This is a genomic window from Actinomyces sp. oral taxon 169, from assembly GCF_013394715.1.
Classification (GTDB): Bacteria; Actinomycetota; Actinomycetes; order Actinomycetales; family Actinomycetaceae; genus Actinomyces.
Genome location: NZ_CP058259.1, coordinates 1,966,101 through 1,978,691, shown reverse-complemented (window position 1 = coordinate 1,978,691; position 12,591 = coordinate 1,966,101). Strand labels below are relative to the sequence as shown.

The window sequence follows — 12,591 nt, the reverse complement described above, 5'->3', positions numbered from 1 at the left end:
AGAAATTGTTGTTCGAGCGCGGATCTTGCTGTGAGAGATTGCGCTCACGTGATTCTCCTGCCGACCGTCGTGACGGGACAGTGGCCGGGAGTCTTCGGGCCTCGGCTAGATTAGGGCTGGGAGGGGTGCTTAAGAAAGCCTCTGCCCAACCCGTCACGTCGAGTAAAGGATGGCACAGTGCCCGTAGACGACGACTCCAAGCAGGTCAGGCCCGGCGCCGCCTTCGGCATCCCCGAGGGCGCCACGGGGGAGGAGGTCGTCGACGCCGTCTTCGGCCAGGACGGTATCGACCCCGAGCTCCTGCCCTACCTGGAGGCCGCAGGCGCCCCCGACCTGGCCGAGGGGCTGACCGTCTCCGAGCTTCAGGAGGCCGGTGCTCAGCGACAGGCCGACGCCGAGGCCCAGGACCGCGAGGACCTCGAGGCTCTGCGTGAGCTCGTCGCCGCCAACATGATCCCCGGCGGTGACACCGATCGCCTCGAGGAGCTCCTGGCTGAGGTGGACGCCGACGACTCCGACGACTGGGAATCCTGGGAGCCGCAGCTCCCCGACGACTCCGAGGGCGAGCACCTGCGCGATCTGCAAGCCGCTGCCCGCGGCGTCGAGGTCGCCGCCCGCATGCGCGAGGTCGAGGCCGAGATCCTCGCGCGCGCACCCGAGCATCAGGTCCAGCCCTCCCTGGAACGAGTCGAGGCCGTCCTCGACCTCCTGGGCAACCCCGAGCGCACCTACCGCACCGTTCACATCACCGGCACCAACGGCAAGACCTCCACCGCCCGCATGACCGAGCGACTGCTGGCCGCCGGAGGCATGCGCACCGGCCGCTTCACCTCCCCGCACCTGGCCACCATCCGCGAGCGCATCAGCCTCGACGGTGAACCGATCAGTGAGGAGGGCTTCATCGCCGCCTGGGAGGATGTGGCGCCGTATGTCGCCATGGTCGACGAGCGCTCCCGGGCCGCAGGCGGGCCCCGCCTGTCCTTCTTCGAGGTCCTGGCCGTCATGGCGCTGGCCGCCTTCGCCGACTACCCCGTCGATGTCGCCGTCATCGAGGTGGGCCTGGGCGGGCGATGGGACGCCACGAACGTCATCGGCTCCGACGTCGCGGTCATCACCCCGATCGGGCGAGACCACGAGCGCTGGCTGGGCTCGTCGATCACCGAGATCGCCCACGAGAAGGCCGGCATCATCAAGGACGGATCCACGGTCATCGTCGCCCATCAGGTTCCCGAGGCCGCTGCCGAGATCGAGCAGGCCGCGGCCTCTCACTGGGCCGTTGTGCGCCGGGAGCGGGACCCTCAGGAGGACCCCACCTCGCCGGAGGCCGGCGTCCTGCAGGTTCTCGACCGCCAGCTCGCCGTCGGCGGTCAGCTGGTCACCTTCGCCACGGCGGCGGCCGTCTACGAGGACGCCTTCCTCCCGTTGCACGGTGAGTACCAGGCCCACAATGCCCTGCTGGCCCTGGCCGCCGCCGAGGCCGTGCACGGTGGGCGCCGGCTGCCTGCGCGCATCGTCGAGGACGGTTTCGCCTCCGTCACCAGCCCAGGCCGTCTGGAGGTGCTGCGCTCCTCGCCCACGGTCCTGGTCGACGCCGGGCACAACCCGCACGGCATCGAGGCCCTCACCGGAGCCATCGAGGAGGCCTTCGGCTTCCAGCACCTCGTCGCGGTCCTGGGCGTCATGGCCGATAAGGATGCCGAGGGCATCCTGGCGGGCCTGGAACCGGTGACCGACGCCGTCGTGTGCGTCCCCATCGACTCACCCCGGGCCATGGACGTCGAGGACCTCGGCGAGATCGCCCGGGAGGTCTACGGCGCTGACCGCGTCGTGGTGAGTCAGCAGCTCGGTGAGGGGGTGGAGCGGGCGGTCGCCCTGTCCGAGGGGTATGACGCCCCGCTGACCGCCTCAGGAATCCTCATTGTCGGCTCCGTCGTTTTGGCCGCCGAGGCCCGCGCCCTGTTCGGCAGGCCCTGACAGCGGCGGCCCGCTCCTGCGACGGCGCGCCTCGAATCCTCGTCCTCACTGTGGTGGCACGTGCGTTCGGGCTGGTCGCAGGCCCTGCGGGCATCTCAGCGCGCGAGGCGGCAGGGGGCGTGAGAGGATGGGAGTGCGAGCGGGCGATGAGCACCTCGTCGGCTTGCTCCGGCGCACCCCACGGGCGTTCCCAGGACGCGTCGGGCCCCATCGGGGTCGTGCGGAGCCCGATCACAGCCGCATGGTCGTCCTTCACCCTCGGGTGCGTGGCGCTCATGCCTGGAACCAACACCTGCTAAGACCCGAGAAGGAAGCAGTATGTCCTTAGACGCCGCCTGGGCCCTTGACTGGGCCCGTCGTGTCGCCGAGCTGATCGCCGAGAACCGCGCCGAGCTGACCGAGCTGGACCGAGCCATCGGAGACGCCGACCACGGCGACAACCTGGAGCGCGGCATGAAGGCGGCGGTCTCCAAGCTCGATGCCGCTCAGCAGGCCGGAGGCGTTCCGGCAAGCCCCGGAGGGGTCCTCAAGCTCGTCGCCACCACACTCATGGCCACCGTCGGTGGTGCCGGTGGGCCGCTGCTGGGAACGGCCTTCCTCAAGGCCGCCCGCTCCTGTGAGGCCGCTGCCTGGGGGCCCGGGGACCTGGCTCGCGCCCTGGAGGAGGCCACCTCAGGGCTGGAGGCCCGGGGGCACGCCGCCAGCGGGGACAAGACCATGGCAGACGCCTGGCGCCCTGCGGCGGTGGCCGCCAGGGAAGCCGCCGAGAGCGGGCAGGACGAGGTCGGTGTCCTCGCCGCAGCCGCACAGGCCGCAGCCACGGGGGCCCAGGAGACCGAGCCTCTCCAGGCCCGTCGTGGTCGGGCCTCCTTCCTGGGGGAGCGCTCCTGCGGTCACCGCGATCCCGGAGCCCAGTCATCCGCACTCATCCTTCAGGCCGCCCTCGATGCCGCCCGTGACCGCGCGGCGGCCTCGAGCCTGCTGGTCGAGCAGGCCTGACTCCACCGGCTCCGCCATGGCGGGCAGGTGCCCGGGCCCGTTATGGTCCATTCGGTCCCTCGAATGCCAACCCACCAAGGAGCCCCCATGGCAAGCACCTCCCACGCCGGCCGCATTCTCATCCTCATCAAGCCCGACGCCGTCGAGCGTCGCCTCACCGGTGAGATCCTGCGTCGTATCGAGGCCAAGGGGTACACCCTGACGGCCCTGAAGGTCCTGACCCCCACTGAGGAGATCCTCGCCCAGCACTATGCCGAGCACGTGGACAAGCCTTTCTATCCTGGTGTCGTGGAGTTCATGACCTCCGGCAACGTGGTGGCTGCAGTCGTAGAGGGGCAGCGCGTCGTCGAGGGCGTGCGCAGCCTCATGGGCCCCACCGACCCCACCACGGCCGCGCCCGGCACCATCCGCGGAGACCTGGGACGCGACTGGGGCACCCCCGCCATCCTCAACCTCGTCCACGGCTCGGACAGCGACGAGTCCGCAGCCCGAGAGATCGCCATCTGGTTCCCCGAGCTGGTCGACTGACCCGCAGCCTCTCCCGTAGGGCGCCTGACGCCCGCCATGAGACAACGATGGTGCGCCTCCTGAGAAGGGAAGGTGCACCATCGTCGTCTCACGTGGCCGGCCCGAGCCGATGAGACCCCGCTCAGGCCTGCTCGGCCCTCCTGAGGACCTCCTTGAGGGGCACGCGGGCACCGGTGCGGGTGACAGCCCTGGTGTAGATCGCCGCCGCCACACGCACCAGCAGCGGCAGGAAGACCAGCGCGAGCCCCAGGGCGATCAGCTGCTCGCTCCAGGAAGAGACCCCCAGCACCAGGCGCGCCGGCATCATGAAGGGGGCGAAGGGCGGTAAGTAGGACAGGACCCGGAAGGTCATACTGTTGGTGTCCCCGGTGGCCATCAAGAAGCTCAGGACGTAAGGGACCATCGAGAGCATGACCAGGGGCATGCTCACCGAGCTGACATCCTCCTGGCGGCTCACGAGTGAGGCGGCGGCCCCGAAGGCGACCGCGAAGATCGCGTAGCCCACGATCATCCACACGATCATCGCGACGAGCACACCGTCCAGGTTGAGACTGATGTCCGGCATGACTCCCGTTGCCTTCGCGGCGACGACCCCGGCCACGGCGACGGCCCCCGTGGTCAGGACCGAGGCGATGCCGATCCCCAGGATCTTGCCGGCCAGCAGCGAGCTGGGCCGCACACAGGCCAGGAGGATCTCCACGATCCGGCTCGACTTCTCCTCCACCACCCCCTGGGCGATGAACTGGCCACCGCCCATGATGGCGAACAGCAGCAGGACGTCAATCGTCATGAGGATCGCGTAACGCGAGCCGAACTCTGCCGAATCGCGCTGAGGGGCATGGAGCGCCTTCACCTTGGGCTTGGCGGCACTGAGCTGAGAGGCCACCTGAGCGGGGTCGCCTCCCAAGGACGCGATCTGCTGGCCCAGAGCCGACTGCTGAAGGTAGACCGTGACCCCCGAGACGACCGCGTCGTCGGCCGACTTCTCCACCGTGATGGTGGGGGTCGAGCCGGAGACGTCCAGGACCATGTCCACGTGCGGCGTGCCCTCTGGGGCGTCGTCGGCCAGGACGTCCTTGGCCTGGTGGGCCGAGACATCAACGAGCGTGATCGTCTCCCCGTTGGAGGCGGCCACCTTGTCCAGCCCGGTGGCCTGGGTGAGAGTCACGCCCTTGAGTCCGACCCGATAGGCGTGGTCCTGGCCGGCGGTGTAGAGCTTGACGCCGACGATGCCGCCGACGGCGGCAATGAGCAGCACCAGGGTCAAGATAATGGTCGACTTCTTCAGCAGGTGCGCCCGCAGCTCCCGGCCGGTGACCAGGGCGATCTCCTGACGGCGAGTGATGGGGGTGGTCCGGTCGCTCATCAGCGCGCCTCCTTCGTCTCGTTGGTGTCTGCGGTTCCCTCGTGGGAGGTGGTGGTCAGAACCTCTCGGAAGATCTCGGTGAGCCGGTGGCGCACCGGGCCGAGCTCGCGCACCGTCCCCAGGCGCTGGGCAGCGCTCAGCAGCGCCTGCTCATCGGCTCCCGCCGCGGTGATGACCAGGCGGCCGGCATCATCGAGCTCGACAGCTGGGGCGGGCAGGTTCAAGGAGGCTGCCTGCACCGGTGGGCTCCCCGCGGCCTGCTCGACGACGACTCGCCATCGGGGCGTCTCAGTGGCCTGCAGCTCGGGAATCGTGCCGTCGGCCACGAGCCGGCCCGAGCGGATGATGACCACTCGGTCGCACAGGCGCTCGACGACGTCGAGCTGGTGGGAGGAGAAGAGGGTGGGCACGCCTGCGGCCGCCCGCTCCAGGAGGACCTGGCTCATGACGTCCACGGCCACCGGGTCCAGGCCGGAGAAGGGCTCATCGAGAATGAGCAGCTCGGGGTCGCTCACCAGTGCGGCGGCCAGCTGGACGCGCTGCTGGTTGCCCAGCGACAGGCTCTGCACCTCGTCGCCGCGGCGCCCCTCCAGGCCCAGACGCTCGGTCCACCGGTCTGCGGCCGCCTTGGCGGCGGAGGAGGACAGTCCGTGGAGGCGGGCCAGGTAGACGAGCTGCTCGGCCACCTTCATCCGGGGGTAGAGGCCGCGCTCCTCGGGCATGTAGCCGATGGTGCGTCGGATGGCGGCGTCCACCGGGGCACCCATCCAGGTCACGGCGCCGGAGTCGGCGGCGAGCACCCCCATGACGATGCGCATCGTGGTGGACTTGCCCGCCCCGTTAGAACCGACGAAACCGACGATCTCGCCGCGGTCCAGGGACAGGGAGAGATCATCCAGGGCCTGAAGGCTCCCGAAGCGTTTGGACAGGCGGGACAGTTCGAGCATCGTGGCTCCTTCGGGTTCGGGGACGGGGCGACGAGGCTGGTCGAGCAGGTGCATAGCCCCGTACTCGACCGCCTTAGTATGGAAAGTCTGCTTGTCTATCGTGGCCATGTCAAGTCCCTTTGTCGTGCCTGTCCCCGTCTCAACCGCCCGCGCTGTTAGGGTGGCACCCGTGCACCTCAAGACGTTGACGATCAAGGGATTCAAGTCCTTCGCCTCGTCAACCACCCTCCGCCTGGAGCCCGGCATCACAGCGGTGGTCGGCCCCAACGGCTCCGGCAAGTCCAATGTCGTTGACGCCCTGACCTGGGTTATGGGGGAGCAGGGCGCCAAGAACCTGCGCGGTGGCTCCATGGCCGACGTCATCTTCGCCGGCGCCGGCTCCCGCCCGGCCCTCGGGCGCGCCGAGGTCTCATTGACCATCGACAACACCGACGGCGCACTGCCGATCGACTACACCGAGGTCACCATCTCGCGCACCCTGTTCCGTGGTGGCGGGTCGGAGTACCGCATCAACGGCAGTCCCTGCCGCCTCCTCGACGTCCAGGAGCTCCTCAGCGACACGGGCCTGGGACGCCAGATGCACGTCATCGTCGGGCAGGGGCAGCTCGACGCGGTCCTGACCGCCACGCCTGAGGACCGCCGCGGCTTCATCGAGGAGGCCGCCGGCGTCCTCAAGCACCGCAAGCGCAAGGAACGCGCCCTTCGCAAGCTCGAGTCCATGGCCGCCGACCTCGCCCGCGTCGCCGACCTCACCCAGGAGCTGCGCCGTCAGCTCGGGCCCCTGGCCCGGCAGGCCGCCATCGCCCGGCGAGCCCGGAGCATCCAGGTCGAGGTTCGTGACGCCACCGCCCGGCTCCTGGCCGACGACGTCGTCCAGGCCCAGTCCCTCCTGGAGGCCGGCGACGAGGACAAGGAGGCCCTGGCCCGGCGCCGCAGCGCCGTCGAGGAGGCCGAGCGCGTTGCCAGGGCGCGCCTGAGCGAGCTGGCCGCCATCGAGGCCACCTCCGCTCAGCGCCTCGCCCGAGCCGGCAGCATCTGGGAGGAGCTCACCGGTGCTGCCCAGTCCCTCGGGGCGCTCGCGGATGTGGCCGGCGAGCGGATCCGGCTCCTGGCCTCCGCGCCGGCCCCGAGCCACGGCACCGATCCTGAGGAGCTCGAGCGGCGGGCCGAGGCCGCGGGCCGGGAGGAGGCCGAGCTCGCCGATACCCTCGAGGCCGCCCGCACCGCGCTCAGTGACGCCAGCCGGGTGCGTACGGATGCGGAGACTGCTGAGAAGGCGGCCGACCAGGAGCTCTCAGCGGCTCAGCGTCGCGTCTCAGAGAGACGTGAGACCATCGCCCGCGCCGGCGGGCGCGTCGCCTCGGCCCGCAGCCGCCACGAGGCCAGCCTGGCCGCCCTCGAGCAGGCGCGCAGCGCGTTGCGCGCCGCCGAGGCTCGCGAGGACAGCGCCCGGGCAGCCCTGGCCGAGGCCGGGGGAGAAGCGGAACCGGCGCAGGCGGCCGCCGATGGCGCGCAGGACGCCACCGTTCCAGCGAAGGCGCCTGCCGAGGCCGGCGCGGCTGCCGACGCGGCGGTGCGGGCCGCCGCCGTGCACGACGAGGCCGCACGCCACCTGGCTCAGGCCCGTGAAGCCGTCGCGGCTGCGACCGACGCCCGCCGGGAGGCGGCCTCCGACCGGGCCACCTGGACCGCCAGACGTGACACCCTGGCCATGTCCCTGCGCGGCCAGGACGGCACGGCGGCGCTGCTGCAAGCTGGTATCGACGGTCTCCTCGGACCGCTTGCGGAGCACCTCAGTGTCGAGCGCGGCTGGGAGAACGCCGTCGCCGCCCTCCTGGGAGCGCTCGCCGAGGCCGGCCTGGCCGCAGATGCCGAGGCGGCCCTGGGCGGGCTGGATCATGCCCGAAGCCAGGACCTCGGGGCGGTGCGACTTGTGCTGGCTGACGACCCCTCACTGGGGGTCGCCGACACCGATGATGAGGCGGAGCCGGCTCCCGTTGACGGGGCCCTGGCGGCTCGCGGCCTCGTCAGTACCGCGCAGCCGGGGCGCCTCGAGCGGGTCCTGGACCGGCTGCTCAAGGACTCCTGGGTGGTGGAGGATCTCGAGGCCGCCAGGGCCCTGCGCGCACAGCTGCCCGACGGCGTCGTGGCCACTCGCGGCGGCGACGTCCTGGCGCCCGGCTGGGTCGGCGGGGCCGGCCGGGGGGCCTCCTCGGTCCTCGAGCTCACCGCCGCCCACGAGGAGGCCGACGCTGAGGCCGCTGCCGCCGCACAGGCCGAGACTGAGGCCGACGCGGCCCTGGAGGAGGCCCGTCGCCAGGAGGACGCTGCTCGCCAGGCGCTCAGCGAGGCACTGTCCGCCCTGCGTCAGGCCGACGCCGAGGCCGCCCGGGCCGCTGAGGCGATGGCCCGGCTGACCTCCGCCGCCCACGCCGCCGCCGAGGAGACCGGGCGTGCTCGCCGGGTGCTGGAGCGGGCCGAGGCCGAGTCGGTCCAGCGCACTGCCGAGCTCGCCGCCGCCACTGCCGCACTGGCCGAGGTGGAGGGCGGGAATGAAACCGCAGAGGCCGCCGAGGGCGCCGACGGTGCGGGCGTCTTGGGGGAGAGTGGTGCCGCCAGCCTCGAGCGCGCCCTGGAGGCCGCCCGACAGGAGCGCGAGGCCGCCGCGGATGCCGCGCGCCAGGCCCGCGCCGCCGAGACCGATGCCAGGCTCGCCCTGCGCACGGCCGAGGAGCGCGAGCGCTCCAGCCGCGGGCGCGCCGACTCGCTGCGGGCGGCCGCGCGCCGTGAACGCGACCAGCGCGCTGCTGCCGAGCGGGCCCAGCAGCGCCGCAGCGCCCAGCTGGCGGTCGCCACCCACGTGCGGGACCAGGCGCGCGCGGCCGCCGAGGCGGCGCGCGCCAGTGTGCAGCAGGCGGCCGACGAGCGAGCCGCCATCGAGACTGAGCGCTCCCAGGCCCTGGCCGCCACCAACGAGGTTCGCGAGGAGATCGACCGGCTGACCAAGGAGCTGGGCAGTCTCACCGATGCCGCCCACCGCGAGGAGGTGGCCCGGGCCGAGCAGCGCATGCGGCTGGAGGCTCTGGCGGAGCGCGCCATGAGCGAGCTCGGCCTGGAGCTGGACCCCCTCGTGGAGGAGTACGGACCGCACATGCTCGTCCCCGAGCTCATCGAGGACGCTGATAACGCCTCCGACCCTGGCTCCACCACGGACCGGGACGCTGCTCAGGCGTCGGCCGGTGGCTCAGACCACCTGGGCCGTCCCTACGTGCGTTCCGAGCAGGAGAAGCGCCTGGCCAAGGCCTCGCGCGACCTCGCCCGGCTCGGCAAGGTCAACCCGCTGGCCCTGGAGGAGCACGCGGCCCTGGAGCAGCGTCACCAGTTCCTGGCCGAGCAGCTGGCCGACCTCAAGCGCTCGCGTGACGATCTGCTGAGCATCGTCGAGGAGATCGACTCGCGGGTTCAGGAGGTCTTCACCCAGGCCTACGAGGACACCGCCCGTCAGTTCGCCTCCGTCTTCGACCGGCTCTTCCCCGGCGGGGAGGGGCGGCTGGTGCTCACGGATCCCGATGACATGCTCACCACCGGCATCGAGATCGAGGCGCGCCCCGCCGGCAAGAAGGTCAAGCGACTCTCCCTGCTCTCAGGAGGGGAGCGCTCGCTGGCCGCCGTGGCACTCCTGGTGGCGATCTTCAAGGCGCGGCCCTCGCCCTTCTACGTCATGGACGAGGTCGAGGCGGCCCTGGACGACACGAACCTGGGGCGGTTGCTGGAGATTTTCACCGAGCTGCGGCGCTCCAGCCAGCTCATCATCATCACCCACCAGAAACGGACCATGGAGGTGGCCGACGCCCTCTACGGCATCACGATGCGCGATGGGGTCACCAAGGCGGTCTCGCAGAGGCTGGCCCAGCCCGACCGCGGTACGGCTGTGACTCCTGATGTCTGAGTGAAACGTGATGATAATGTGATAGACTGCTGACAGCATGACGCTCGTTTTCAGATATGAGCCATTGTTGTGTCAGGAAGTTGTCAGGTTTTGTTGTTGATTGGACGACAAGTGCGTGCAAAGTCTGGTCAGATCGTATTTCGCAAGGCAGAATCCTAACTATGGGTGTCATGATTCTTCCCCTCGTTGTCGTGCTGGTTGCCGGCCTGCTTGTGCTCGGCATGGTTTGTGCGGAGCGCTTCCCGGTGCGCTCTTGGCCCTCACGCATTCGCAGCGTGGTCCGCAACTCCCAGGAAGTGCGCCTGGAGGAGCAGGACGTCGAGGTCGAGGTCGTGCCCCAGGAGGTCAGCCTGTCCGACCTCATGACGCGTGAGGGGCCGGCGGCCTATGCCGGCACCGAGGGCTTCGGAGGGTTGGTCGGCGTCGTCGGAAAGGCGATGGACGCTGCCGAGAGGACCCGTGGCTCCGCCGGCTCCCGGCGTCGCGCGCAGGCACATGAGCCGGCAGCCGGTGGTCTGTCGCAGCCTCAGAGTTGAGTGGCGGCGGTCGTCTCGTGAAAACTGCGATCGACGTTTTTTTCACGACTATGTGATGCCGCGATGACGCTACTTCTCGATGAAATCCTGGCCGTGGGAGATCGCCGCTCCGATACCCTCTCGCACTTTCTCTCACCGTCCTAGAGCTGCCTCGGTCTCAGGGCGATACGGCTCAATGGGCAATGCCGTTACGACGGCGGCCCGTCCTGCAGCACGTCAACAGACGTGCTGCAGTTTTCTTCATGCCGCAGCTGCATCGCACGCCATGGCCCTCGTGCCTTCCGCGGGCGAGAGTCGATCCTGGCAGACCGACCCCGCCACAGGGAGCCCATGATCGGGCATGATGGGCCCATGGAACCGATCCTCATCGTTCTCGGCATCATCCTGGTCATCGTCATCGGAGGAGGGCTGTGGCTCTACGCCGGCCGACGGCGGGGCCAGGTCTCCGACGAGATCAGCGCCCACCAGCCGATGTCCGTGGAGGACCTTCTGCCCTCGGAGGACGAGGACGCCGATGAGGATGCGGAAGGGGCGGGGGCCGCCAAGCCGGCCGCGACGCTGGAGTCCCCCGAGTCCATCCCGGGCCGCATGCAGCGCCTACGCGCCCGCCTGGCCGGTGCAGGCGGCTTCGGCAAGGCGGTACTGTCCGTCCTGTCCCGAGGAGACCTCACCGAGGAGGACTGGGAGGAGATCGAGGACACTCTGCTCACCTCCGACCTCGGCATCGAGGTGACCACCTCCCTCATGGACGAGCTGCGCACCCAGGCCAAGGTCCTGGGAACCTCCGACCCCGAGGCGGTACGCACTGTCCTGCGCGCCGAGCTGCTCAAGCTCGTCGACCCCTCACTGGACCGTTCCCTCAACCTGGAGCGCCCCACCCCGGCCGAAGGTGCCCAGGGCAAGCCTGCGGCGGCCATCCTCATGGTGGGGGTCAACGGCACCGGCAAGACCACCACCTGCGGCAAGCTCGCCCGCGTCCTGGTGGCTCAGGACAGGACCGTCGTCCTGGGGGCGGCCGACACCTTCCGCGCCGCGGCGGCCGAGCAGCTGAGCACCTGGGGCGAACGCGTGGGCGTTGACGTCGTGCGCTCCGAGAAGGAGGGGGCCGACCCCGCCTCAGTCGCCTACGACGCAGCCTGTGAGGCCGCCGCCCAGGAGGCGGACGTCGTCGTCGTCGACACCGCCGGGCGCCTGCAGAACAAGGCCGGCCTCATGGACGAGCTGGGCAAGATCAAGCGCGTCATGGAGAAGATCGCCCCGGTTGGCGAGATCCTGCTGGTGCTGGACGCCACCACCGGCCAGAACGGCATGCGTCAGGCCCAGGTCTTCTCCGAGGCCGTGGGCGTCACCGGCATCGTGCTCACCAAGCTCGACGGCACCGCCAAGGGCGGCATCGTCGTTACAGTCCAGAAGGAGCTGGGCGTGCCCGTCAAGCTCGTGGGCCTGGGGGAGGGCGCCGACGACCTGGCCCCCTTCGACCCGGAGGGCTTCGTCGACGCGCTGCTGGGCTGAGCCTAAGAACCGACGCCCAGGGAACCACGCCGCAACACCGGTGGCCACCCGCCTCGTCTCAGGGCGCGGGTGGCCACTGGTGTCAAGGCCGGTCGGAGCGGGGCCTGCTCTCTGTCGCCGCCCCCGCGCTACTCGATGATCCACCCCTTCTGGGCGGCGATGTGCACCGCCGCGGCCCGGGTGGGGGCGCCGGTCTTGGCCATGGCCTGGGACAGGTGGTTACGGGTGGTTCCCTCCGAGAGATGGACCCGCCGGGCGACCTCGGAGACGGTGGCGCCGTCGGCCGCCGCCTGAAGCACCTCGGTCTCCCTGGCGGTCAAGGGGGAGTCCCCGAAGACGAGCGAGTCGGCGGCCAGCGCCGGGTCGACGACGCGCAGCCCGGCATGGACCCGGCGCACCGACTCGGCCAGCTCGGTGGCCGGGGCGTCCTTGACGACGAAGCCGTGGGCCCCGGACTGAATGGCGCGCCGCAGGAATCCGGGACGCCCGAAGGTGGTGACGATGAGGACCCTCGTGGCCGGCAACCGCTCCAGGAGACTCGCGGTCGCGCTCAGCCCGTCGGTGCCGGGCATGTCGACGTCCATGAGAACAACGTCGGGTCGGTGCTCGAGCGCGACGGGCAGGACGTCGTCCCCGTTCCCGACCTGCGCGACGACCTCGATATCGGCCTCCAGGGCGAGCAGAGCGGCCAGCGCCCCGCGCACCATGGCCTGGTCATCGGCCAGCATCACTCGGATCATCGCTCAGCTCCGTCTACTCGGGGGTCCTCAGGGCCGACGG

At 70.5% G+C, this 12,591-nt stretch carries 9 protein-coding genes; 6 read left to right on the top strand and 3 right to left on the bottom strand.

Annotated features, from left to right (window positions below; genetic code table 11):
- Nucleotides 1–177 precede the first annotated feature (177 nt).
- From HW274_RS08495 to ndk, 3 genes are all read left to right on the top strand, one after another.
- Complete coding sequence (locus HW274_RS08495) at nucleotides 178–1,974, top strand: folylpolyglutamate synthase/dihydrofolate synthase family protein (protein ID WP_185988582.1); 1,797 nt, start codon at nucleotides 178–180, stop codon at nucleotides 1,972–1,974.
- Nucleotides 1,975–2,292: 318 nt separating this feature from the next.
- Nucleotides 2,293–2,973, top strand: a complete 681-nt coding sequence (dhaL, locus tag HW274_RS08490) for a dihydroxyacetone kinase subunit DhaL (protein ID WP_185988581.1) — start codon at nucleotides 2,293–2,295, stop codon at nucleotides 2,971–2,973.
- A gap of 87 nt (nucleotides 2,974–3,060) precedes the next feature.
- A complete protein-coding gene (gene ndk / locus HW274_RS08485) occupies nucleotides 3,061–3,501 on the top strand; it encodes a nucleoside-diphosphate kinase (RefSeq protein ID WP_185988580.1) in 441 nt (146 codons plus the stop codon).
- A gap of 121 nt (nucleotides 3,502–3,622) precedes the next feature.
- Here the strand turns inward: ndk and HW274_RS08480 are convergent, their stop codons facing one another.
- The gene (locus HW274_RS08480; RefSeq protein WP_185988579.1) at nucleotides 3,623–4,867 is read right to left on the bottom strand and encodes an ABC transporter permease; all 1,245 of its coding nucleotides are present in this window, start codon (nucleotides 4,865–4,867) and stop codon (nucleotides 3,623–3,625) included.
- Nucleotides 4,867–5,814 (bottom strand): ABC transporter ATP-binding protein, encoded by a 948-nt coding sequence (locus HW274_RS08475; RefSeq protein WP_075254878.1) that lies wholly within the window; start codon nucleotides 5,812–5,814, stop codon nucleotides 4,867–4,869. The genes HW274_RS08480 and HW274_RS08475 overlap by 1 nt, the downstream gene beginning before the upstream one ends.
- Nucleotides 5,815–5,983: 169 nt before the next feature.
- Here HW274_RS08475 and smc point away from each other — a divergent pair, with 169 nt between their 5' ends.
- The 3 genes from smc (at nucleotide 5,984) to ftsY (ending at nucleotide 11,811) form a co-directional block, all read left to right on the top strand.
- Nucleotides 5,984–9,763, top strand: coding sequence for a chromosome segregation protein SMC (gene smc, locus HW274_RS08470; protein ID WP_185988578.1), 3,780 nt, complete (start codon nucleotides 5,984–5,986; stop codon nucleotides 9,761–9,763).
- A 161-nt stretch (nucleotides 9,764–9,924) separates the two neighbouring features.
- Nucleotides 9,925–10,299: a hypothetical protein gene (locus tag HW274_RS08465; RefSeq protein WP_075254880.1), complete on the top strand. Its 375-nt coding sequence runs from the start codon at nucleotides 9,925–9,927 to the stop codon at nucleotides 10,297–10,299.
- A gap of 351 nt (nucleotides 10,300–10,650) precedes the next feature.
- Nucleotides 10,651–11,811 (top strand): signal recognition particle-docking protein FtsY, encoded by a 1,161-nt coding sequence (ftsY, locus tag HW274_RS08460; RefSeq protein WP_185988577.1) that lies wholly within the window; start codon nucleotides 10,651–10,653, stop codon nucleotides 11,809–11,811.
- Between the two features lie 128 nt (nucleotides 11,812–11,939).
- Here ftsY and HW274_RS08455 read toward each other — a convergent pair whose 3' ends face one another.
- Nucleotides 11,940–12,551: a DNA-binding response regulator gene (locus HW274_RS08455; protein ID WP_075253270.1), complete on the bottom strand. Its 612-nt coding sequence runs from the start codon at nucleotides 12,549–12,551 to the stop codon at nucleotides 11,940–11,942.
- Nucleotides 12,552–12,591 lie beyond the last annotated feature (40 nt).